This is a genomic window from Micromonospora sp. NPDC049151 (assembly GCF_040648395.1).
Taxonomy (GTDB): domain Bacteria; phylum Actinomycetota; class Actinomycetes; order Mycobacteriales; family Micromonosporaceae; genus Micromonospora.
Genome location: NZ_JBEZDP010000002.1, coordinates 93,662 through 115,943, shown reverse-complemented (window position 1 = coordinate 115,943; position 22,282 = coordinate 93,662). Strand labels below are relative to the sequence as shown.

The 22,282-nt window shown below is 73.2% G+C and carries 17 protein-coding genes; 8 read left to right on the top strand and 9 right to left on the bottom strand.

Translation table 11 applies throughout. The annotated features are described in order from the left end of the window. Positions 1-7 precede the first annotated feature (7 nt). The 6 genes from AB0B20_RS03520 (at position 8) to AB0B20_RS03495 (ending at position 8,765) form a co-directional block, all read left to right on the top strand. A complete protein-coding gene (locus AB0B20_RS03520; RefSeq protein ID WP_357467783.1) occupies positions 8-1,549 on the top strand; it encodes a sugar ABC transporter ATP-binding protein in 1,542 nt (513 codons plus the stop codon). Further along, a complete protein-coding gene (locus tag AB0B20_RS03515; protein ID WP_357467779.1) occupies positions 1,546-2,616 on the top strand; it encodes an ABC transporter permease in 1,071 nt (356 codons plus the stop codon). The genes AB0B20_RS03520 and AB0B20_RS03515 overlap by 4 nt, the downstream gene beginning before the upstream one ends. Then, complete coding sequence (gene yjfF, locus AB0B20_RS03510; protein WP_357467776.1) at positions 2,613-3,605, top strand: galactofuranose ABC transporter, permease protein YjfF; 993 nt, start codon at positions 2,613-2,615, stop codon at positions 3,603-3,605. Before AB0B20_RS03515 ends, yjfF begins: the two co-directional genes overlap by 4 nt. Before the next feature lie 26 nt (positions 3,606-3,631). Next, complete coding sequence (araA, locus tag AB0B20_RS03505) at positions 3,632-5,134, top strand: L-arabinose isomerase (protein ID WP_357467773.1); 1,503 nt, start codon at positions 3,632-3,634, stop codon at positions 5,132-5,134. Positions 5,135-5,382: 248 nt separating this feature from the next. Next, the gene (locus AB0B20_RS03500; RefSeq protein WP_357382992.1) at positions 5,383-7,458 is read left to right on the top strand and encodes an RICIN domain-containing protein; all 2,076 of its coding nucleotides are present in this window, start codon (positions 5,383-5,385) and stop codon (positions 7,456-7,458) included. A gap of 317 nt (positions 7,459-7,775) precedes the next feature. Continuing rightward, positions 7,776-8,765 (top strand): LacI family DNA-binding transcriptional regulator, encoded by a 990-nt coding sequence (locus AB0B20_RS03495; RefSeq protein WP_357382994.1) that lies wholly within the window; start codon positions 7,776-7,778, stop codon positions 8,763-8,765. A 44-nt stretch (positions 8,766-8,809) separates the two neighbouring features. Here AB0B20_RS03495 and AB0B20_RS03490 read toward each other — a convergent pair whose 3' ends face one another. From AB0B20_RS03490 to AB0B20_RS03480, 3 genes are read right to left on the bottom strand one after another with little or no spacing between them, the layout of a single operon-like run. Beyond that, complete coding sequence (locus tag AB0B20_RS03490) at positions 8,810-9,424, bottom strand: copper resistance protein CopC (protein ID WP_357467769.1); 615 nt, start codon at positions 9,422-9,424, stop codon at positions 8,810-8,812. Positions 9,425-9,444: 20 nt separating this feature from the next. Then, entirely contained in the window at positions 9,445-10,677 is a 1,233-nt protein-coding gene (locus tag AB0B20_RS03485) for a Dyp-type peroxidase (RefSeq protein ID WP_357467766.1), read from the bottom strand. Continuing rightward, on the bottom strand, positions 10,674-11,240 hold the full coding sequence (locus tag AB0B20_RS03480) for a copper chaperone PCu(A)C (protein WP_357467764.1): 567 nt from the start codon (positions 11,238-11,240) through the stop codon (positions 10,674-10,676). Before AB0B20_RS03480 ends, AB0B20_RS03485 begins: the two co-directional genes overlap by 4 nt. Before the next feature lie 229 nt (positions 11,241-11,469). Here AB0B20_RS03480 and AB0B20_RS03475 point away from each other — a divergent pair, with 229 nt between their 5' ends. Beyond that, positions 11,470-11,874: a transcriptional repressor gene (locus tag AB0B20_RS03475; RefSeq protein WP_354864003.1), complete on the top strand. Its 405-nt coding sequence runs from the start codon at positions 11,470-11,472 to the stop codon at positions 11,872-11,874. Between the two features lie 122 nt (positions 11,875-11,996). On the opposite strand, the gene AB0B20_RS03470 is transcribed toward AB0B20_RS03475, so the two are convergent. The 5 genes from AB0B20_RS03470 to AB0B20_RS03450 all read right to left on the bottom strand — a co-directional run bounded on the left by AB0B20_RS03470 (position 11,997) and on the right by AB0B20_RS03450 (position 20,182). Next, positions 11,997-17,459, bottom strand: coding sequence for a carboxyl transferase domain-containing protein (locus AB0B20_RS03470; RefSeq protein ID WP_357467762.1), 5,463 nt, complete (start codon positions 17,457-17,459; stop codon positions 11,997-11,999). 241 nt (positions 17,460-17,700) lie between these two features. After that, the gene (locus AB0B20_RS03465; protein ID WP_357383004.1) at positions 17,701-17,931 is read right to left on the bottom strand and encodes a DUF2188 domain-containing protein; all 231 of its coding nucleotides are present in this window, start codon (positions 17,929-17,931) and stop codon (positions 17,701-17,703) included. A 126-nt stretch (positions 17,932-18,057) separates the two neighbouring features. Continuing rightward, positions 18,058-19,437 (bottom strand): rhodanese-like domain-containing protein, encoded by a 1,380-nt coding sequence (locus AB0B20_RS03460; RefSeq protein ID WP_357467759.1) that lies wholly within the window; start codon positions 19,435-19,437, stop codon positions 18,058-18,060. Positions 19,438-19,472: 35 nt separating this feature from the next. Then, on the bottom strand, positions 19,473-19,817 hold the full coding sequence (locus AB0B20_RS03455; protein ID WP_357468184.1) for a rhodanese-like domain-containing protein: 345 nt from the start codon (positions 19,815-19,817) through the stop codon (positions 19,473-19,475). Positions 19,818-19,867: 50 nt separating this feature from the next. Next, on the bottom strand, positions 19,868-20,182 hold the full coding sequence (locus AB0B20_RS03450) for a rhodanese-like domain-containing protein (RefSeq protein WP_357467755.1): 315 nt from the start codon (positions 20,180-20,182) through the stop codon (positions 19,868-19,870). A 198-nt stretch (positions 20,183-20,380) separates the two neighbouring features. Between AB0B20_RS03450 and AB0B20_RS03445 the strand changes: the two genes are divergently transcribed. Beyond that, on the top strand, positions 20,381-21,031 hold the full coding sequence (locus AB0B20_RS03445; RefSeq protein ID WP_357467751.1) for a class I SAM-dependent methyltransferase: 651 nt from the start codon (positions 20,381-20,383) through the stop codon (positions 21,029-21,031). Between the two features lie 7 nt (positions 21,032-21,038). Here AB0B20_RS03445 and AB0B20_RS03440 read toward each other — a convergent pair whose 3' ends face one another. Further along, a complete protein-coding gene (locus AB0B20_RS03440) occupies positions 21,039-22,241 on the bottom strand; it encodes a sugar efflux transporter (protein WP_357467748.1) in 1,203 nt (400 codons plus the stop codon). Between the last annotated feature and the right edge of the window lie 41 nt (positions 22,242-22,282).

Sequence of the window (22,282 nt, the reverse complement as noted above, 5' to 3'; positions counted from 1 at the left end):
CGATGGGATGACGGGTAACCGTCCGGTCCTGACCATGACCGGCATCAGCAAGACCTTCCCCGGGGTCCGCGCGCTGCACGACGTCGACTTCCGGCTGTTCCCGGGCGAGGTCCACGCCCTGATGGGTGAGAACGGCGCCGGCAAGTCCACCCTGATCAAGGTGCTGACAGGCGTCTACGGGACCGATGCGGGCGTCATCACCCTCGACGGCGAGCAGGTCTCGTTCAGCGGGCCGATGCAGGCCGCCGCGGCCGGCGTCAGCACCGTCTACCAGGAGGTCAACCTCTGCACCAACCTGTCGGTGGCGGAGAACGTCTTCATCGGCCGCGAGCCGCGCCGGCTCGGCGCGGTGCGCTGGGGCGAGATGCGCCGGCGGGCGCGCGACCTGCTGGTCCGGCTCGACCTCGACCTCGACGTCGCCGCGCCGCTCGGCACGTACTCGCTCGCGGTGCAGCAGATGGTCGCCATCGCCCGGGCGATCGACGTGCGGGCGCGGGTGCTGATCCTGGACGAGCCGACGTCCAGCCTGGACGCCGGCGAGGTCGCGCAGCTGTTCCGGATCATGCGCCAGCTGCGCGACGAGGGGATCGCGATCCTGTTCGTCACCCACTTCCTCGACCAGGTCTACGGCATCGCCGACCGGATCACGGTGCTGCGCAACGGCCAGCTCGTGGGGGAGTACCGCACCGAGGAGCTGCCGCAGTTCAGCCTGGTCGAGAAGATGATCGGGCAGGAGCTGGACGTGCTGGAGCGGCTGGACGAGCAGCAGAAGCGCGCCACTGTCGTACCGGACGGCAAGGCGCCGCTGGTGGACGCCGCCGGCGTCGGCCGGCGCGGCGCGGTCGCCCCGTTCAGCCTGCGCATCCACGCCGGTGAGGTGGTCGGCCTGGCCGGCCTGCTCGGCTCCGGCCGGACCGAGGTGGCGCGGCTGATCTTCGGCGCGGACCGGGCCGACCACGGCCAGGTCCGGCTCGACCGCGGCCGGGCGCCGGTGCGCAACCCGATCCAGGCCATCGAGCATGGCGTCGGGTTCTGCTCCGAAAACCGCCGGGCCGAGGGCATCGTCCCGGAGCTGTCGGTCCGGGAGAACATGATCCTGGCGATGCAGGCCGCGCGCGGCTGGCTGCGCCCGATCCCGCGCCGCAGGCAGGACGAGCTGGTCCGCAGGTACATGGAGGCGCTCAGCATCCGTCCGGCCAACCCGGAACTGCCGGTGCGCAACCTCTCCGGTGGCAACCAGCAGAAGGTGTTGCTGGCCCGCTGGCTGATCACCGAACCGCGCCTGCTCATCCTGGACGAACCGACCCGCGGTATCGACGTCGGCGCCAAGGCCGAGATCCAGAAGCTGGTCGTGCAGCTCTCCGACGGCGGCATGGCGGTGCTGTTCATCTCCGCCGAGCTGGAGGAGGTGCTGCGCCTGAGCCACCGGGTCGCGGTCATGCGCGACCGCGAGATGGTCGCCCAGCTCGACAACGACGACACGCTCGACGCCGACCGCGTCATGCGCACCATCGCCAGTGGAACGCCCCGGGAGGAGGTGACCCGATGACCGCCGTCGCCGACCGCCTCCGCCCGCTGACCGGCCACCGCCTGTTCTGGCCGGCGCTCGTGCTCGTGGTCATGATCGCCGCGAACACCGTCTACCGTCCCGGCTTCCTCGCCGTCGAGGTCAAGAACGGCCACCTGTACGGCACACCGATCGACATCCTCCGGCTGAGCGCGCCGCTGATCCTGGTCGCGCTCGGGATGACGCTGGTCATCGCCACGGGTGGCATCGACCTGTCGGTCGGCTCGCTCTGCGCGATCAGCGGCGCCATCGCCTGCCTGCACATCAGCGGGGCGGCCGACCAGAGCAGCCCGGCCACGGTGGCCACCGCGCTGGCGCTGGCCTTCGGCGCCGCGCTCGTGCTCGGCGCGTGGAACGGCGTGCTGGTCGCGGTCATCGGCATCCAGCCGATCATCGCCACGCTGATCCTCATGGTGGCCGGGCGGGGCATCGCCCAGCTCGTCACCGAGGGGCAGATCATCACGATCAACTCCGGTCCGTACCGGGCGATCGGGCTCGGGCACTTCCTGACGCTGCCGCTGGCCATCCTGATCGCGCTCGCCGCCGCGCTGCTCGTGGCCGCGTTCACCCGCCGCACCGCGCTCGGGCTGATCGTCGAGTCGGTCGGCGGCAACGCCGAGGCCAGCCGGCTCGCCGGCATCCGGTCGCGGCGCATCATCTTCCTCGTCTACGTGATCAGCGCCGCCTGTGCCGCGCTCGCCGGTTTCATGGTCACCGCCAACGTCTCCAGCGCCGACGGCAACGCCGCCGGCCTGTGGATCGAACTCGACGCGATCCTGGCCGTCGTCATCGGCGGCACATCGCTGGCCGGCGGCCGGTTCTCCCTCGGCGGCACCGTCCTCGGCGCGCTGATCATCCAGACCCTCACCACCACCGTGTACGCGATGAACATCTCGCCGCAGACGTCACTGCTGTTCAAGGCAGTCGTCGTGATCGCCGTCTGCCTCGTGCAGGCCCCGGCGTTCCGCGCCCGGTTCCGCCGTCGCAGGCGCGGGGCCGAACCCGGCCCGGCGGCGCCGCAGCGGGAGAAGGAGCAGGTGCCGGCATGAGCAGCACGTCGTTGACCTCCGGCCGGTCCTGGCGGCCCAGCCTGCCCCGGCGGCACGTGCCGGTGCTGGCCACGCTCGCGCTGCTGCTGGTCATGTACGGCATCGGGGTGTCCCAGTACCGCGCCTTCTCCAACGTCCAGGTCGTCTTCAACGTCTTCATCGACAACGGCTTCCTGCTCGTCGTCGCGGTCGGCATGACGTTCGTGATCCTCACCGGCGGCATCGACCTGTCCGTCGGCTCGGTGGTCGCGATGACCGCGATGGTGTCGGCCGCGCTGCTGCGCGACGGCCTGCCCGCCGCCCTGGTGCTGGTGATCGCGCTGCTGATCGGCCCGACGCTCGGTTTCCTGATGGGCTGTGCGATCCATTTCTTCGAGATCCAGCCGTTCATCGTGACACTCGCCGGGATGTTCTTCGCCCGGGGCATGTGCACGTTCATCAGTGACGCCTCCATCTCCATCACCGACGGCTTCTGGACCTCGATGTCGCAGCAGCGCATCGGTGATCCGGCCGGCAACTTCGTGTCGATAAGCGTGCTGATCGCGTTCGCGGTGGTGCTGATCGCGGCGTACGTGCTGGCGTACACCCGGTTCGGCCGCAACGTGTACGCGGTCGGCGGCAACGCGCAGTCGGCGCTGCTGATGGGCCTGCCGGTGGCGCGGACCAGGATCGCCGTCTACACGATCAGCGGGCTCTGCTCGGCCATCGGCGGCATCCTGCTGTCGTTCTACACGCTCTCCGGCGCGCCGCTGATCGCGGTCGGGATGGAGCTGGACGTGATCGCCGCGGTCGTGATCGGCGGCACCGTGCTCACCGGCGGTTCCGGGTACGTCTTCGGCACCGTGCTCGGTGTGCTGGTGCTCGGCGTGATCCAGACCCTGATCACGTTCGACGGCAGCCTCAACTCCTGGTGGACCAAGATCGTGATCGGCGGCCTGCTCTTCGCGTTCATCCTCCTCCAGCGCCTCATCGGCATCCGGTTCAAGTGACGGTTCCTAGCGCGGAAGGCAACAACATGGCAACTCACCCCCAGCCCGAGGTCTGGTTCCTCACCGGCAGCCAGGGCCTCTACGGCGAGGACACCCTGCGGCAGGTCGCCGAGCAGTCCCGGCAGATCGCCGCGCGCCTGGACGAGTCGCCGGACATTCCCGTACGCGTGGTCTGGAAGCCGGTCCTCACCTCCAGCGCGGACATCCTGGCGGTGTGCCGGGACGCCGCCGTGCGGGGCGCGGTCGGGGTGATCGCCTGGATGCACACGTTCTCCCCGGCCAAGATGTGGATCTCCGGGCTGGACGCGCTGCGGACGCCGCTGCTGCACCTGCACACGCAGGCGAACGTGGCGCTGCCGTGGGACGAGATCGACATGGACTTCATGAACCTCAACCAGGCCGCGCACGGCGACCGGGAGTTCGGGTTCGTCCAGACCCGGCTCGGGGTGGCCCGCAAGACCGTCGCCGGCCACGTCACCGACCCCCGGGTCGTCGGCCGGGTCGCGGCCTGGGCCCGGGCCGCCGTCGGCTGGTCGGCGGTGCGGACGCTGCGGCTGGCGCGCTTCGGCGACAACATGCGCGACGTCGCGGTCACCGAGGGGGACAAGGTCGAGGCGGAGCTGCGCTTCGGCGTCTCGGTGAACACCTACGGCGTGAACGACCTCGTCGCGGCCGTCGACCAGGTGGCGGACGCGCAGGTGGACGACCTGGTCAAGGAGTACGACGACACCTTCCGGGTCGCCGCCGAGCTGCGGCCCGGCGGGGACCGGCACGACTCGCTGCGGTACGCGGCGCGGCAGGAGCTGGGCCTGCGCGCGTTCCTGGAGGCCGGCGGGTTCCGGGCGTTCACCACGAACTTCGAGGACCTCGGCGGGCTGCGCCAGCTCCCCGGGATCGCGGTGCAGCGCCTGATGGCCGACGGCTACGGCTTCGGCGGCGAGGGGGACTGGAAGACCTCCGTGCTCGTGCACACGCTCAAGGCGATGGCCGTCGGCGTGCCGGGCGGCACGTCGTTCATGGAGGACTACACCTACGATCTGACGTTCGGCCAGGAGCTGATCCTCGGCGCGCACATGCTGGAGGTGTGCCCGAGCATCGCCGCCGACGTGCCGAGCGCGGAGGTGCACCCGCTGAGCATCGGCGGGCGGGAGGACCCGGTACGCCTGGTCTTCGACGCGGCGTCCGGCCCGGCCGTCGTGCTGGGCATGGCGGACATGGGGGAGCGGTTCCGGCTGATCGCCAACGCGGTGGACGTGGTGCCGCCGCCGCAGCCGCTGCGCCGGCTGCCGGTGGCGCGCGCGGTCTGGCGCCCGCAGCCCGACCTGGCCGGCTCGGCGGAGGCGTGGATCACCGCCGGCGCCCCGCACCACACGGTGCTGTCCCAGGCCGTCGGCATGGAGGAACTGCGCGACCTGGCCAACATGGCCCGGACCGAGCTGGTGGTCATCGACGCCGAGACGCGCCCGCACCGCTTCGCCGACGAGCTGCGCTGGAATCAGGCGTACTACCGACTCGCCCGGGGCTTCTGAGCCCTCTCGGGCCGCCCGCCGGCGGCCCGCGCGGCGGGCTCCCTGTTACGGCTTGACGAACGGCATGTTATCGCTCACAGTCGATGGATAGGGTCACCGGCACCGCTCGCGGGCCGTTCCGGGCGCGATCTGCGCCGCAGTCGCCAGGGATCCGACTCCGCCTGGGTAGGCGTCGCTGTTAGCGATAACGCTGCCGTGGTCGGCGCGTGCCGCCGTGCCCGGGCTCCGGTCGACGAAGGAGGATCGTGGTGACGGCTCGACTGTCCCGTGGACGTGGACGCCTGTCCCGGCTGCTGGCCGGGGTGGTGGCGCTGCTGGTGGGGGGTGTGGTGGTGGGTGCCGTGCCCGCGCCGGTATCGGCGGCCACAGTGGACACCAGCGCGTACTACGTGCTGGTGAACCGCAACAGCGGCAAGGCGCTGGACCTGTACAACCAGGCGACGAACGACGGGGCGCGGATCACCCAGTGGACGCGCAACGACGGCGCCTGGCAGCAGTGGCAGTTCGTGGACTCCGGCGGTGGCTACTACCGGCTGCGCTCCCGGCACTCCGGCAAGGTGCTGGACGTGAGCGGCGCGTCCACCGCCAACGGCGCCGCGGTGGTCCAGTGGACCGACCACGGCGGCAACAACCAGCAGTTCCGGCTGGCCGACTCCGACAGCGGGTACGTCCGGCTGATCAACCGGAACTCGAACAAGGTGATGGAGGTGCAGAACGCCTCCACCGCCGACGGCGGCAACATCGTGCAGTACGACGACTGGAACGGCGCGAACCAGCAGTGGCAGCTCGTCCGCGTCGGCGACAGCCCCGGCAACCCGGGCAACCCGGGCGGCAACTTCACCAACCCGGCCGTCTGGCAGGACTTCGCCGACGTCGACATCATCCGGGTCGGCGACGTCTACTACATGTCCGCCTCGACCATGCACTACTCGCCGGGGGCGCCGGTGCTGCGCTCCTGGGACCTCGTGAACTGGGAGTTCGCCGGGCACTCGGTGCCGCGGCTGGAGTTCGGCACCAAGTACGACCTGAGCGGCAGCGAGCAGGCGTACGTGGACGGCATCTGGGCGTCGACGCTCAACTACCGGCCGAGCAACCGCACGTTCTACTGGGCCGGGTGCATCGACTTCGCGCAGACCCACATCTACACCGCCACCGCCGTGGACGGCGCGTGGAACCGGCTGACCACCATTCCCAACTGCTACTACGACGCCGGCATGCTGATCGACGACAACGACACCATGTACGTCGCGTACGGCAACGGCACGATCAGCGTGGCCCAGCTCTCCGCCGACGGACGCAGCCAGGTCCGGGCCCAGCAGGTCTACCAGACGCCGTCGAGCATCGGCACGCTGGAGGGCGCGCGCTTCTACAAGCGCAACGGCGCGTACTACATCTGGCTGACCCGGCCGGCCAACGGCCAGTACGTGCTGAAGTCCACGAACGGCCCGTTCGGCCCGTACGAGCAGCGGCAGGTGCTGCTGAACCTGCCCGGCCCGATCTCCGGCGGTGGCGTGCCGCACCAGGGCGGCCTGGTGCAGACGCAGACCGGCGCCTGGTACTACATGGCGTTCACCGACGCGTACCCCGGCGGCCGGATGCCGACGCTGGCGCCGATCACCTGGACCGCCGACGGCTGGCCGCAGGTGCAGACCGTCAACGGGGCCTGGGGCGCGAGCTACCCCAACCCGCTGCCGACCCGTCCGGTCAAGCCGCTCACCGGCACCGACACGTTCTCCGGCACCACGCTCGGCCCGCAGTACGAGTGGAACCACAACCCGGACAACAGCAGGTGGTCGGTGAACAACGGCCTGCGGCTGCAGACCGCCACCGTCACGAACGACCTGTACCGGGCCCGCAACACGCTCACCCACCGCATCCAGGGTCCGACCTCGACCGGCACGATCGAGCTGGACTACTCGACCATGCGCGACGGTGACCGGGCCGGCCTGGCGATGCTGCGGGACAGCTCGGCCTGGATCGGCGTACGGCGGGACAACGGCGCGACCCGGGTGGTGATGACGAACGGCCTGACCATGGGCTCGAACTGGAACACCACGAGCACCGGCACGGAGATCGCCAGTGCGGCGGTGTCCGGGGGGCGGATCTGGTTGCGGGCGAACGCCGACATCCGGCCGGGTTCGGGCCGGCAGGCGCGGTTCTCCTACAGCACCGACGGGGTGAACTTCGTACCGCTCGGCAACGCGCTGACGCTCAACAACGCGTGGCAGTTCTTCATGGGCTACCGGTTCGGCTTCTTCAACTACGCCACCCAGTCGCTGGGCGGCGCGGTGACGGTGCGGCAGTTCTCGCTGACAACACCGTGACAACGGTCACCATTCACGAGCGTTGACACAACTGCAAAGGCCCGGGGTGCGGCTGCGGCAATCGCCGGAAAAGCCGCACCCCGGGCCCAATTGCACCGCCTCCGAGCTGCCTGTTCGTGCCGCTGCGCAGCGGAAGGGAATGAGCCGTCGATCGATTCCGCGATAGCACCGCGCCACGCTGGGAACGGTCGATCGACGGTGCCGATACCGATGGGACCGCTGGCGTAGACTGTCGCCACCCGGGCCGGTCCGGTCGAGATCGACCGGGTGTGGCCGCGGGCAGTGGCGAAAGTGAGGTGGCCGTGCGCGGTCCTGCGATGACGGACGTGGCCCGCCTCGCCGGGGTTTCGCACCAGACGGTCTCCCGGGTTCTCAACGGGCACCCCAACGTGCGTGAGCAGACCCGGCTCCGGGTGCAGGCCGCCATCACCGAACTCGGCTACCGGCCCAACCGCGCGGCCCGCGCGCTGGTGACCGGCCGGTCCCAGGTGATCGGTGTGGTCGCGCAGAACACCACGCTCTACGGTCCGGCGTCGCTGCTCGCCGCGTTGGAGCAGACCGCCGCCGAGGCCGGTTTCGCGGTGAGCATCGGTAGCGTCCGCGACCTCGACCACCGCTCCATCTCGGCGGCAGTGGAACGGCACCTGGCGCACAGGGTCGCCGGCATCGTGGTGATCGCGCCGGTCGAGTCCGCCGGTGAGGCGCTGGAACGGTTGCCCCAGGACGTGCCGCTGGTGACAGTCGACGGCGACCCGCGACGGCCGATCCCGCTGGTGACTGTCGACCAGGTCGCCGGTGCCCGGGCCGCCACCGAGCACCTGCTGGCCGCCGGGCACCGCACGGTGTGGCACGTGTCCGGCCCGTCGGACTGGTTCGACAGCGCCGGCCGGATCGAGGGCTGGCGCGAGGCGTTGCGGCAGGCCGGCGCCGAGATCCCGCCGCTGGTCCATGCCGACTGGTCGGCGGCGGCTGGCTACCGGTGCGGGCAGATGCTGGCCCGGATGCCCGAGGTCACCGCCGTCTTCACCGCCAACGACCACCTGGCGCTCGGTGTGCTGCGGGCGCTGCACGAGCACGGCCGCCGCGTCCCCGACGACATCAGCGTGGTGGGGTTCGACGACGTGCCCGAGGCGGCGTACTTCATCCCGCCGCTGACCACGGTGCGCCCGGACTTCGACGCGGTGGCAGCGGCGAGCCTGGACCTGCTCCTGGCCCAGATCGAGTCACAGAGCGCCGGGCCGCTGCGGCAGACGATCGCCCCGACGCTGGTGCCGCGCCGCAGCGTCGGCCCGCCGCCCGCCCGCTGAGCCGCGGCTTGCCCCTCCGTGGCCGGCCCCCGACGGTCCGATCGTCAGTGGTCCGTGCGACGAGCGCGCGCCCGGCGCACGACCAGCAGCACGACCCCGGTGACCAGGAGCAGACCGGCGACCGCCCCGCCGGCCAGCAGCGCGACCGGCGGGCCGTCGTCGCCGGACCGCGTACCGGAGGCGTCCGGCTCGCCCGCGCCGGCCGAGGTGTCCGCGCCGGTCGACGCGGGAGCCGCCGCTGACGCGGGAGCCGACGGTGAGGCGGGAGCCGTCGGCTCGGGCGCGGCCGGGTCGGCCACTGTGAAACGGTACGAGCCCTGGACCGGGTGGCCGTCGCGGGAGACCACCCGGTAGGCGACGGTGTAGGTGCCGTTCACCAGCGGCTCGTCGATCGTCACCGTGCCGGTGACGCCGTCCACCGCCGGTGCGCCGGTGGGCACCGCGCGCCGACGTGCGTCGATGAGGGTGATGGTGGTGAAGGCCGGGTTCAGCCGCTGCATGAACCGCAGCGTGACCTGCGTCGGCGCGCTGGTGAGCCGGGCGTCGCGCGCCGGGGTGGCCTCCTGCAACGAGTTGTGCGCCGCCGCGGGCGTGGCCGGGACCAGCAGCAGCGCGGTGAGGGTCGCGGCGAGCAGCGCGGTGACGGATCGGGTACGCATGACGGGCCTTCCTGTGGTGGTCAGCCGAGCAGCTGCCGGCCGACCCAGCCGCCCTCGGGGCAGCCGGGCGGTACGGCGAACACGGCGGAGCCGATCGGGGTGGTCCACTCGTTGAGCAGGTCACGCTCGGCGAGGCGGCGCTGGATGGGCAGGAACTGCCGGGCGATGTCGGCCTGGTACGCGGCGAAGACGAGCCCGCTGTCAGCGTTCCCCTCGGGGGTCGGCACGCCGTCGTAGTTGTAGGGCCGGCGCAGGATCTTCTGCCGGTCGTCGGTGACACGGGCCCGGGTCAGGTGCGAGAAGTCGGGGATCACGGTGAGCCCGTCCGGGCCGAGCGCGGCGAAGTCCGGCTCGTCGTGTTCGGCCCGCCCGGTCAGCGGCGCGCCGGTGTCGAGGCGCCGTCCGACGGCGAGTTCCCGGTCGGCGCGGCCCAGCAGGTCCCAGGTCTCCAGGTTCATGCTGATCCGCCGCACCACCAGCGTGGTCGAGTCCCGCAGCCAGTCCGGCCCGTCGGTCACCCACACCGCCGTGTCGGCGGGCGTGCCGGGCTTCGGGTTGGCGGTGCCGTCGAGCTGCCCGAACAGGTTGCGCTGGGTACGCCCCGGCTCGGCCCCGGCGGCCCGCCGGAAGCCCTGCTGCACCCAGCGGACGACGGCGAACGGCCGGCTGTCCTTGACCAGGACCCGCTGCGCGTGGGCGACGGTGAGCGGATCGTCGGCGCAGATCTGCAGCAGCAGGTCCCCGCCGGACCAGCGGGGTTGCAGCCGGTCGATGCCGAACGCGGGCAGCTCGGCCACCGAGGCGGGCCGCCGGTCGTCGAGCCCGGCGGCGGCGTACAGCCCGGGGCCGAAGCCGAACGTGACGGTCAGCCGGGCCGGCAGCACGCTCAGCTCCGGCTCGGTGTCGGCCAGCGCGGGGCGGCCCTGGGTGAGCCGGGCGGCGTCGTCGGAGAGCAGCCGCATCATCCGGCCGAGCGCCGCCCGGTCGGTGCCGGGCCGCAGCGTGAACGCGACGAACGCCGCGTGCGCCTGCGCGTCGGTGGTGACCCCGGACTGCCGGGCGCCGTGGAACGGCTCGACCGCGTCGCCCACCCGGGCCACCGGGACGGCGTCGTCGGGGCGTACCCCGGGAGTGGGAGCACGGGCGGCGGCGAGGGCGCCGGCGCCGGCCAGCGCGCCCCCGGCGGCCGCCGCGCCGCCGGTGAGCAGGCCACGCCGGCTCACCCGGCGGGCGGGCGCGCCGGTGCCGGTCATGACGCCGGGCTCGCGCCGTGCCCGGGCGCGTAGCTCTCCTGGGCGCCGGTGAACGGCTTCGCCACGGCGGTGAACGTCTGGGTCCGGCCGTCGGCGAAGGTGAGCGTGACGTCGAGCTGGTCGCCGGCGCGCACCGGCCGGGTGAGGTCCATCAGCATGAGGTGGTCGCCGCCGGGTTCCAGGGCGACCTGGGACCGGGCGGCGACCACGACGCCGCCCGGCTTCTGCCGCATCGCCATCTTCCCGTCGGTCATGGCCATCTCGTGGATCTCGGCCCGGGACACGTCGGTGCTCACCCCGGTGATCGTGACGTCGGTGTCGCCGTCGTTGACGATCGTGGCGAACGCGGCTGTCATGCCCTTGTCGGCGGCCTTCACCCACGGGTCGCGGACGGTGAGCACACCCGCCGCGGCGCTCGCCGGCGCCGAGGCCGGCGCCGAGGTGGCCGGTGCGGCGGCGGACGGCGTGTCCGAGGAGCCGCAGGCGGTGATCGACGCGGCCAGCACGGCGGCGCCGATCAGGGCCGCCGGGCGCAGGAACCGGCGGCGGTTGGTGCTGGACATGACGTCGTCCCCTCGAAGATCCGGTGTTCGTACCGTTTGTCGGCGCGGCGCCACGGAAAGTTCCGGCCGGGGCCGTCGGGCACGTCACACCCGGCCGGTGGGCCGCCCGCCGAGCCGGGTTCGGCGGTGCGCCCGGAAGGCATAATGGTTCCGGGTGTCACGTGGCGCGCCGGGTGCGGCCGCGGCCGGCCGAGGGTGCCGGGCGGGCGCCCGGACGAGGGAGGCGACGGTGACCCAGGCGACGACCGGGGCGACCCGCAACACCCGTCAGCGTGCCGAGGTGCTGGCGCTGCTGCGGGAGTTGGACGGCTTCCACAGCGCGCAGCAACTGCACCAGATGCTCGTCCAGCGGCAGGCGAAGGTCGGCCTCACCACCGTCTACCGGACGCTGCAGATGCTCGTCGACAACGGCGAGATCGACTCGGCCCGGCTGCCCGGCGGCGAGCATCTCTACCGGCGGTGCAGCCAGAGCCGCCATCACCACCATCTGGTCTGCCGCCGCTGCGGCCGGGCCGTGGAGGTGGCCGGCCCGGCCGTGGAGCGGTGGGCCGACCAGGTCGCCGCGCGGCACGGGTTCACCGACGTCGGGCACACCCTGGAGATCTTCGGCACCTGCGACCGCTGCGCCGCCTGACCCGCGCGGCGAGCTGACGAACACGGTTCCCGTTACCGGATTGCCGGACCTGTCGCACATCGCCTCAAGCGGGACGGCGGGCGGACCCATGGGGCCGCCCGCCGTCCCGCTGTGCGACGGGGTCAGCTCAGCCGTGCCTCGATCGCCTCGATGACGCGGGGACGCAGCTCGGCCGCGCGGACCACCGCGTCGACCGACCCGACCTCGACGGCCCGCTGGATGCTGTGCACCCGGTCGAACTCGGCGGCCACCTCGCCCAGCTTCTCCGCCCGCACCGACGAGCGCAGCTCGTCCAGCTCGGCGGTGAGCGTCGCCCGCTCGGTGCCGGCCGTGGCGGCGACCTTCGCCTCCAGGTCGCGTACCCGCGCGTCGGCGGCGGTGCGGGCGGCGACCTCACCGGCGAACACCACGGCGGCGGCCGGCGCGCCGCCCAGCACCGAGGCGAACGACCCCTCGATCGCCAGCACCGTCATGTCCGGGTTGAGCGCCTTGGAGAAGACCACGAACGCGCCGCCGTGATAGCGCGAGATCACGCAGAACACGATCGGGCCGCGGAAGTTGACGATCGCCCGGCCGATCTCCGCGCCGTACTCCAGTTGCAGCTTGCGCATCGACTCGGGTGAGCCGTCGAAGCCGGACAGGTTGGCGAGCACGACCAGCGGCCGGTTGCCGCTGGCCGCGTTGATCGCCCGCGCGGCCTTCTTCGACGAGCGCGGGAACAGCGTGCCCGCGGTGTAGGTGTCCGGGCCGTCGGTGGGCGGGAAGCCGTGCCGGGGCACCGAGCGGGACTCGATGCCGAGCAGGCACACCGGGATGCCGCCGAGGTGCACGTCCTGCACCACAGCGGTCTCCGCGTCGGCCATCCCGGCCCACCGCTCCAGCACCGGGTGGTCCTGGTCGGCGAGGGCCCGCATCACGGTACGGATGTCGAACGGCTTCTTGCGGTCCGGGTTCGCCGTGGCGGAGAAGATCTCACCGACGGTGGCGAAGTCGCTGCCGGCCACCGCGTGCGGGTAGCCGCAGATGTCCCGGTCCACCGGGTCCATGGTGACGGCCCGGCGCGGTGCGGCCTCGCCCGGCGCGACGTACGTGTGGTCGTAGTGCGCCATCAGCACGTCCCGCGCGGCCGGCAGGTCCGGCGCCCAGTACTGCGCCTGCCCGTTCGGGCCCATCACCCGGTCGTAGCCGCCGATGCCGAAGTTGTCCTCGGCGGAGACACCGCCGGAGAAGTCGAGCGACTGCTTGCCGGTGAGCACCATCGCCGAGTCAGGCGTCATGACCAGCACGCCCTTGGTGTGCATGAGCATCGTCGCCTCGGCGTTCCAGTACGGCTGGGCGCCGACGTTGATGCCCGCCACCACGATGTTGATCTCACCGCCGTCCTGGGTGAACTCGACGATGCGCTTGAGCGCCGCGGCCACCCAGTCCATGTTCTCCGTGCCGGAGGTCATCGAGATCCGGGCGCCGGCGGACAGCGCGTACCACTCCAGCGGCACGCCCATCCGCTGCGCCAGGTCCAGCGCGGCGATCACCCGCCGGCACTCCGGCTCGGAGAGCGCGCCGAGCGACTTGGTCGGGTCGCCGAGCAGCACCACCCGGGTCACCCCCTGCGGATGCCGCGGCGTGGGCGTGGTGACCACGCCGGCCACGATCGCCGCGGTGTTGCGGCCCTTCGGCCGGTCCACCGGCACCAGTTCGTTCTCCGCGTCCAGGTCGTGCTCGACGAAGTCGCCCAGCAGGCCGGTCAGCTCGTACGGGTAGACGGTGTTGCGCCCGGCCGCGCGCAGCACCTTCAGCCGGTACTCGTCCAGCGGCTCGACCGGCTCGGCCGGCGGCTCGCCCACGGTCAGCCGCGCGTGCCCGGTCACATCGAAGGTGATCCGCACGCCGACCTTGGTGAGCTCCCCGGTACGGCGGTCGCGCTGCCGGGCGATGAACAGGATCTCCTCCAGTTCGGCGCCCACGGTGGTCGGGCGTACCCGCCCGGCGATCAGCTCCATCTCCTCGCGGGTCAGCTCGCTGGGCGGCCACACGTAGATGACGATCCGGTTGGTCGGGAACCGCGACTTCGACGGCCGCCGCGACTGCGCCCGGCGGATCGAGTCGAGGCAGGCCGCCACCGCGTCCTCGGTGGTCGGCAGCGCCACCAGGCGGCCGTCCTGTTCCCGCAGCTCGGTCAGGTCACGCACCTGCGCGAACGCCACCAGCCGCTGGTCGGCCGGGTTCTGCCGGGCGACCGCCTGGAACAGGTAGACCTCCTCGTCCAGCGACGGCAGCCGGGTCAGGTCGAACTCGCGCAGCCGCTCCAGCTGCATCCGCTGCGCGATGTACGGGTGCAGGCCGCGGATCAGCCGTTCCTCGGCCATCCCCCCGCCCTCGGCCGGACGGAACGTGACGTGGTGGTGCATCACCGCGCCGGCCCGACCGGCCACAGTGGTGGTGAGCCGGCGTACCTGCTGCGGCAGCGGGTGCGCGTTCACCACCTCCAGCAGCGCGGCGGCGGTGGCGCCCAGGTCCTCGGGCTGGTTCTCCCAGGACAGGTAGACGTCCGCGTCGACCGCCTCGCAGTCCCGGGCCACCTCGGCCAGGCCGCGCAGCGCGTCGCCGAGCGCGTCGAAGCGTACGGCGGCCGAGACCACGCTCGACCCGGTGCGCCCGGCCACCACGAACGTGCAGCCCTCGGCGGTGCGCGTAGTGACCTCGGTGAGCGCCTTGTTGCCGTAGTACCGGCGGGTCAGCACCTCCAGCATTGTCGCGTTGTCCGGGGCGTTGCGGACCAGACGCTGGCCGAGCAGCCGGACCAGCGGCTCGGTGCTGCGCACCATCTCGGCCATCCGCTCGGCGCGGTCCGGCGCGTCCGGCTGCGCGTCGAGGTGCCGCAGGTGGGAGCGGACCCGGGCGTAGACGCGGGCCCGGTTGCGACGCAGCAGCGGCTGGGCGAACCAGGCGAACACCACGCCCCGGGCCAGGTCGGCGACCACCGGGAAGCGGACCTGGGTGGCCGCGACGAGGCGTTCCAGCGTGAGGCCGGCCGGCTCGCGCAGCGCCTCGTCCGGAGGCGGCTCGCGCAGCCAGGAGCGCAGTAGCGCGGCGATCACCGTGGCGTCGGCGGCGGCCCGCTGCTGCGCCAGGAAGATCCGGAAGACCGCGGCCTCCAGCTCGGGGGAGCGGTCCAGCTCGGTGACGCCGTAGTGGGCGAGCGCCTTGGCCAGGCGGGCCCGGAACGGTTCCGGGCAACCGGCCCGCTCGACGTCGAGGCTCTGCAGGTAGGTGTGGAAGTACTCGCGGGCGCTGGGCGCGTGCCCGCCCGGCGCGTCGTCGCCGGGCCGGTTACGGCTCAGCTCGGCCAGATCGGCGAAGACGTTGACCAGGTCCAGTTCCTCGGCCAGCGGCCGGTGCCCGGCCTCGGTGGCCGCGCGCCGCGCGTCCAGGTAGTCGTCGAGCACCCGGCGCTCGTCGTGCGGGTCCACGTCGTAGCCGAGCATCAGCGCGCACAGGTCCTCCCGGCCGCGTGCGGCCCGGGACCGCGCCGGCACGTCCGCGGGCGCGACGGGCAGGTCCAGCTCCACCGCCGGCCCGGCCGGGCCGGCGGCGGCCTCGGCGCCCTCCTCGGCGACCGGCTCCAGGCGCAGCAGTGGCGCACCGGCCTCCACCTGGGTGCCCACCGCCACCGACGACTCCTTGAGGCGGGCCCGGAACGGCGCCCGCAGCACCGTCTCCATCTTCATCGCCTCCAGCACCAGCACCGGCGCCCCGGCCTCGACCTCCGCGCCGACCGCGAGCGGGGTGGCGACCACGAGCGCCGGCATGGGGGAGCGCAGCACGCCGCCCTCGTCGCGGCTGATCCGGTGCGTCACGCCGTCCACCTCGACCAGGTGGACCGGGCCGTGGGTGTCGGTGAGCAGGCGGAACCGGGCGCCGTTGACGGCGACCTGGCCGGTGTGCCGGTCGAAGCGGTCCAGCTCGACGTCGGCGGTGCGGACGTCGCCGCCGACCTCGACGCCGACCCGGAACCGGTGCGCGCCGACCCGGGCCACCCGCATCCGGTAGGTCACGCCGCGCAGCTTCAGGTCCAGCGGCCGGCCGCTGCGGTGCTGCACCTGGGGGCGTCCACCGGCCGCCGTGGACAGCAGCCGCTGCCGCTCGGCGGTCTCGTCCTCCTCGTACGCCTCGATCGCGGCGGCGGCCAGCGCGACGGCGGAGTGCCGGTGCGCGACCAGGCGGCCCTCGCCGCGTACCCGGTCGATCCAGCCGGTGTCCGCGCTGGCGTCGATCACCTCGGGCTGGTCGAGCAGGTCGAGCACGAAGCTCTTGTTCGTCGCGCCGCCGGCGATGACCACAGTGGTGTTCGCCATGGCCCGGCGCAGGCGGCCCAGCGCCTCGTCGCGGTCCCGGCCGTACGCGATGATCTTCGCGATCATCGAGTCGAAGTCGGCCGGGATGGTGTCGCCCTCGCTGACCCCGGTGTCGACCCGGATGCCCGGGCCGGCGGGCAGGTCCAGCCGGGTGATCCGGCCGGGGGAGGGCGCGAAGTCGCGGTCCGGGTCCTCGGCGTTGAGCCGTGCCTCGATCGCGTGCCCGCGCTCGGCCGGCGGCCCGCCGGTGAGCCGTCCGCCGCCGGCCACGTGCAACTGCGCCTTGACCAGGTCGAACCCGGTGGTCGACTCGGTGATCGGGTGCTCGACCTGAAGGCGCGTGTTCACCTCCAGGAACGCGAACAGCCGGTCGCCCGGGTGGTAGAGGAACTCCACAGTGGCCGCGCCGCGATACCCGACGGCGACCGCCAGCCGCTCCGCGGACGCCTTCAGCTCCGCGGTCTGCTCCGGGCTCAGCACCGGCGACGCCGACTCCTCGATCACCTTCTGGTTGCGCCGCTGCACCGAGCAGTCCCGTACGCCGAGCGCCCACGCGGTGCCCTGGCCGTCGGCGATCACCTGGACCTCGACGTGCCGGGCGCCGGTGACCAGGCGCTCCAGGAACACCACGCCGCTGCCGAACGCCCGCGCCGCCTCCTGGCTGGTGCGCTCGTAGGCGTCGGCCAGTTCGGCGTCGCTGCGGATCACCCGGATGCCGCGCCCGCCACCACCGGCCGTCGCCTTGAGCATCAGCGGGTAGCCGATCGAGGCCGCCGCGCGCAGCGCGTCCTCCAGGCTCTCCACCGCGCCGCGGCTCCACGGCGCGACCGGCACGCCCACCTCCTCGGCGATCAGCTTCGCGCCGATCTTGTCGCCGAGCTTGCGCATGGCGTCCGGGCTCGGCCCGACGAACGTCACGCCGACCTTCTGGCACAGCTCGGCGAACGCCGGGTCCTCGGCCACGAAACCCCAGCCCACCCACGCGGCGTCCGCACCGGTGTCGACCAGCGCGCGCTCCAGGACCTTCAGATCGAGGTACGGGCGGTCCGACGCGGGGCCGAGGTCGTAGGCGATGTCCGCCTCGCGGACGAAGGTGGCGGTACGGTCGACGTCGGTGTACAACGCGACGGTCTCGATCCGGCTGCCGGTCTCCGCGGCCAGTTCCCGGACCGCGTGGATGAGCCGCATCGCGGCCTCACCACGGTTGACGATGGCGACACGGGTGAACACGTGACCGTCCCCTTCGGTAGACCCACGGTGGTGCGCCGGGCGGCGGCGGTGCCCCCGGCTTGCCTCACCCTTCCGCCTGTGCGCGGGCCGCGCCATGTCGTAACCGCCGAAGCCTGAGCGGGGGCCGTTGTGGGAACCCAACAAAAGTTTTTAGCCAGGCGCTCACTACCGGCGGGTATGCGACAACGGCGCCGGACCCGAGCGGGTCCGGCGCCGTCTTGCGACGTGCGGTGTTGGCGGCTCAGCCCGGGATGTCCCGGGGGTCGCGCTCGCGGGGGTACGTGTTCTTCTCGCCGATCGTGCCGTCCTGCTTCTTGATCACGTGCTCGGTGCCGCGTTCGACGGCCATCTCCCGGCCCGCCGCCTCGGCCTCCGCCTTGGTGTCGTGGCGGCTGGTCGCGCGCTCGTTGCCCTCCGGGCGGTTCTTCCACTGCCCGTCCTGCTGGTAGGTGTCGATGTCGCCCTTCGCCATGCCGTCAGCTCCCTCGTTCGCGTGCCTGATGACAAATGTCTGCCCATGCGCGGGGAGTGCTAATCCTGGTGGCACGATCCGGCGGTCCGGGCCGGGCGTGTGAGCGCCCGGTCCGGACCGCCCGGGTCAGGCGGCGGCGTGCAGTCCCTGCCAGGCGCCGTACCCGCCGAGCAGGTCGGACACGTCGGAGTGACCGGCGTCGCGCAGCAGGCTGGCGGCGACCGACGAGCGGTACCCGCCGGCGCAGTGCACCACGACGGGCCGGCCGGCCGGCACCTCGTCGAGGCGGCGGGTCAGCTCGGCCAGCGGGATGTGCAGCGAGCCGTCCACGGCACCCTGCTCCCGCTCACCCGCGTTGCGCACGTCCAGCACCACCGGGGCGTCCGGGCGATCGAGGGCCGCGCGCAGTTCGGTGGCGGTGAGCCGGCTGGCCCGGGTCATCTCGGCGACCATCTCCAGGAACGCGCTCTCGGGCTCGCGCAGGTAGCCGATGACCCGGTCGAAGCCGATCCGGGCGAGGCGGACGACGATCTCCTCCTCCCGGTCCTGCGGGGCCACCACGAGCACCGGCCGGTCGGGTGCGACGACACTGCCGGCGGTCTCGGCGAACCGGCCGTCGGCCGGGACGTTGAGCGCGCCGCGCAGGTGCCCGGTCGCGTACTCCTGCGGGTCGCGGGCGTCGACCACGACGGCGCCGTCGGCCCGGGCGGCCAGGAACTCGGCCGGGGTGAGCGGGCGGGCCGGCCGGGCGTGGTCGAACAGCTCACGCGCCTTGCGGTTGAGCACCGCGTCGAAGGCGAAGTAGCCGGGCGCGGCCGGCTGCCCGCCGGTGACCAGGGCGAGGAAGCGCTCCTCGCTCATCGGCGCGCAGGCGTAGTTGGTGCGGCGCTGCTCGCCGATGGTGGACTGCCGTTCGGTGGACAGGTTCTTGCCGCAGGCCGAGCCGGCGCCGTGGGCGGGGAAGACGCGCACCTCGTCGGGCAGGCCCATCAGCTTGCGCTGCACGCTGTCGTAGAGCATCCGGCCGAGTTCCTCGGCGGTCACGCCGAACGAGGCGAGCAGGTCCGGGCGGCCCACGTCGCCGATGAACAGCGCGTCGCCGGTCAGCACGCCGTACGGGGCCGGGTCGTCGGCGCGCTCGTAGACCAGGATGCTGATCGACTCCGGCGTGTGACCCGGGGTCTCCATGATCTCCAGGGTCACGTCGCCGAGGCTGATCCGTTCGCCGTCGGTGAGCTTGCGGCTCGGGTACTCGGTCTCGGCCCGGTGCCCGTAGCCGATCCACGCCCCGGTCGCGGCGGCCACCTCGAGGTGGCCGGCGAGGAAGTCGGCGTGGAAGTGGGTGTTGACGACGCCCTCGATCGTCAGGCCGTGCGCCCGGGCGTCGGTGAGGTACTCGTCGATGTCCCGGCGCGGGTCGACGAGCACGGCCCGGCCGGTGCGCTCGTCGGCGATCAGGTACGAGGCCTGGGACAGGCAGTCGAGGTAGTACTGGGTGAACAACATCGGCGTGCTCCTTCTCCTGGTGATGAGGCGTCTGCTCAGGCCACGTGGCCCGGCCGGCCGCCCTTGGCTCGTACCGCCAGCCCGGCGCGCGCCCACGCCCGCATGCCGCCGGTCAGGTCGTGCACCTCGTGGCCCGCCGCGGCGAGCATCCTGGCCGCCCGCCGCGATCGCGCGCCGGACCGGCAGACGGTCACCACGGGCCGGTTCGCCGGCACCTCGGACAGCCGGTCCGCGAGCTGCCCGAGCGGGATGTGCCGGGCGCCCGGCGCGTGCCCGGCCCGCCACTCGGCGGGCTCGCGCACGTCGAGCAGCAGCGCGCCCGCGCCGGACAGCGCCGCGGCCTCGGCCGGGGAGACCCGGGCGACGCGGGGGCCGAACAGGCGGCGCAGGAAGCCGGTACGCGGACCGGCCGTCGTCTCCGGGCGGCTGGTCACGGCCGGCTGCCGGCTGTCACCGGGCGGCCCGAGCGCACCCAGGCCGAGGTGCCGCCGCTCACCGACAGGGCGGTGACGCCGGCGCGTTCGAGCAGCTCCGCGCCGACCCGGCTGCGCCCGCCGGCCTCGCAGATCACGTAGACGGTGCCGGTGCGGGGCACCTGCGACATCTGGGTGGCCAGGTGACCGAGCGGCACACAACGGGCGCCGGGGACGTGGCCGCCGAGGTATTCGGTGGTCTCCCGGACGTCGATGACCGTCGCCCCGTCCGCGTGGGCGGTGGCGAACGTGGTCAGGTCGACCTCGCGCATGGGTGTTCTCCTTCCGGACTCTTATACCCCCCGGGGTATCTGCTCCCGACGGTAGCGCGGCGTCCGGCCGGCTGCCACCCCCCCCGGTCGTCCGGTGTCCGCGTTTGCCGGAACGGCAAGGTTGCTTGCTGTCCGGCCGGCGGCGGCGCACGATTCGCGGAGGCCGGCCGGGAGACGCCCGCCGGCGAGGAGGCGGACATGACGGGGCACCACCACCACGAGCACCCGGCGGACACCGACGCGGCCCGGTTCTGGGACGAGCGGTACGGCCAGCAGGACCGGATCTGGAGCGGCCGGGTGAACCCGGTCCTGGCCGAGGTGGCCGGCACGCTGCCCCCGGGCACCGTGCTCGACCTCGGCAGCGGTGAGGGCGGCGACGCGGTGTGGCTGGCGTCGCGGGGCTGGCGGGTCACCGCCGTGGACATCTCGTCGGTCGCGCTGGACCGCCTCGCCGTGGAGGCCGAGCGGGCCGGGGTGGCGGAGCGGATCACCACCGTGCGGCACGACCTCACCCAGGGCTTCCCGCCCGGCCGGTACGACCTGGTGTCCGCGCAGTTCTTCCAGTCGCCGCTGGTCCTGCCCCGGGAGAAGGTGCTGCCCCCGGCGGCCGAGGCGGTCGCGCCCGGCGGCCGGCTGCTCGTCGTCGAGCACGGCGCGCCGCCGCCGTGGGCCGGGCCCGACACCGGCCACCACCGGTTCGCCGACCCGGAGGAGATCCTGGCCGCCGTGGCCCTAGACCCGGACGGCTGGGACGTCGAGCGGCTGGGCGCGGCACGCCGTACCGCCACCGGTCCGGACGGCCAGACCGGTGAGTTGATCGACCACGTGGTCCTGGTTCGGCGCCACTGATCGCCGGTCAGGCCCGGGCCGTCGGCCGGGTCAGCAGCAGCACCAGCAGCCCGGCCGCGCACAGGGCGGTGGCGAGGGCGTACGCCCACCGGTAGCCGACCTGCGCGGAGAGCCCGAGCAGCGGCCCGGCGAGCATCGCGCCGATCGGGAACGTGTTTGTGAACAGCGTGGTGGCCCGGCCCGGCTCGCCCGGCAGCAGATCCTGCACGTAGGCGATGCCGACGCCGGACACCGCGGCGATGAACAGCGCGTTCACCGGTTGCGCGAACAGCAGCACCGGCACGCCCGGTGCCAGCGCGGCGGTCGCGTAGTAGGCGACCCCGCAGCCGCCGCCGAACAGGATCAGCGGCCGCAGCCGGACCCGCGCGGTCAGCGCGCCGAGCCCGAGCATCAGCGGGATCTCCAGCGCCGCGCACAGGCCCAGCACCAGCCCGGCGCGGGAGGGGTCGTCGTTCAGTTCGGTGTCGATGAACAGCGGCAGCGCCTGCACGCCGAGCGTCAGCGGGCACTGGAGCAGGACGAACGCGAGCGCCGTCAGCGCCAGCCGCAGGCGGGAGGGGCCGGGCGGGCCGGGCGCCGCGCCGGCCGGATCGCCGGCGACCGGCCGCGCCGGCAGCGGCAGCTCCTCCAGCCGGAACGCGGCCACCAGCGCGGCCAGCGCGTACATGGCGGCGGCCATGCCGTAGACCAGGCGGAAGCCGCCGACGTCGAGCAGCACCGCGGCCAGCGCCGGCCCGGCCACCCAGGCCAGCGAGAACACGGTACGCATGAGGCTGACGCCGAACGCGGCCCGGCCCGGATCGTCCCTGTCGAACAGGGCCCGGGTGTACGCGAACGACTGCGGGAACAGCGAGTTCGCCAGCGCCGTGGCGGTGGCCGTGAGCCCCAGCAGGATCCAGTAGTCGCGGACGTACGCGGTCAGGCCAGCGCCCACCACACCGGCCAGCGCGGCGCCGACGAGCAGCGCGCGGCGGATCGGCAGGCGGTCCGACAATCGGCCGACCAGCGCGGACGCCACCACCCCGGACAGCGGCGCGACGACCAGGAACACTGTCACCCGTACCGGACCGGCGTGGACCTCCCGGTCGAGGAACAGCGACAGGAACGGCAGCACCACCGCGGTGGAGAGGCCGACGGTCAGGAACACCACACCCAGCGGGAGCAGCCGGAAGGGCCCGGCGCGTACCGCCGGCCTCGTGTCCACAGCCATGCGGCGGACTGTACGCCGTGGCGGTGCGGCAGCCGACCGGG